Below are 983 nucleotides of genomic sequence, written 5' to 3'. Positions count from 1 at the left end.
GCAGTTCAGGCAGCGGCCCGCGGGCCGCTGCCTGACGCGCTACAGTTTGCCGTTTCTTCTTCATTGGCATATCCATGGCTTTTACACCTCATGATATGCCTCGCCCACGAAATCACGGATAGGTCCGGTCCACCTGACCCTTGCGGTGAGTTCCGGAACTTGACGTTCGAGCTGAATTGAAACTTTCAATCCGGCCTCATCTCTTGGCAGTCCATATTCACAAAAAAGTGACTGCTCTCAACTTGATCTCTGATTGCTAACTTCAACTCAGGTGGCGGCGAACACCACCGGCTCTAACCTCGCCCCCGTCAAACGACCTCACGCACGGGCGCCCGGATCGCCTGTATCGGCCGGCGTCCGTTTCCCCGGGAAGATCAGGCTCGCCGCAGCACCGATCGCCAACACCGTGATCACGATGATCAGGCTGGTGCCGGGGGCAATACTGTAGCCATGGCCGAAGATATGATCGGTCGCGTTCAGTGCCAGCTTGGCCGCCACGAAAAACAGCAACGCCACGACCGCCCTCTCCAAATGGACCAGATAGCGCTTCAGTGCTTCGAGCACAAAATACATAGTGCGCAACCCCAGGATCGCGAACAGCATCGCCGAATACACGATAAGTGGTTCGCGGCTGACGGCGATCACCGCCGGCACGGAATCGAATGCGAACAGGACATCCGACACTTCAGTGACGACAAGACACAGCAACAGCGGCGTGGCAAACAGCGCTCCTTTGGATGCGAGTTTCAGCGCCCCACCTTCCGCTTCAGTTGGATCGCGCTCGATCTCCGAGCGGCGCACGAAGAAACGATTGCCCCGAAGCATCGGCCACACCGGGAAAAGCTTGTGCATCAGGCGATATGCGATATGCGTCGAATAGTCCTCTTCCTTGTCGTCATCACCACCTGACCCTGCCTCGTTTTCACGTACAGCATGTCATGCAGCAGCGCGTAGGGTTTCGTATTCGACGGGAGTGCAGTAGT

General features: G+C 57.3%; 1 protein-coding gene. It reads right to left on the bottom strand.

Features of this window, described 5'->3' with window-relative positions; all coding sequences use genetic code 11:
- Nucleotides 1–318: 318 nt before the first annotated feature.
- Nucleotides 319–852 carry a TerC family protein gene (locus BCO18175_RS40395; protein ID WP_302480667.1) on the bottom strand — a complete coding sequence of 178 codons (534 nt, stop codon included), beginning with the start codon at nucleotides 850–852 and terminating at the stop codon, nucleotides 319–321.
- Nucleotides 853–983 lie beyond the last annotated feature (131 nt).

The organism is Burkholderia lata (assembly GCF_902499335.1).
In the GTDB taxonomy this organism is placed as follows: domain Bacteria; phylum Pseudomonadota; class Gammaproteobacteria; order Burkholderiales; family Burkholderiaceae; genus Burkholderia; species Burkholderia lata_B.
The sequence above is the reverse complement of the archived record's forward strand: the minus strand, read 5'-3'. Positions and strand labels throughout refer to the sequence as shown.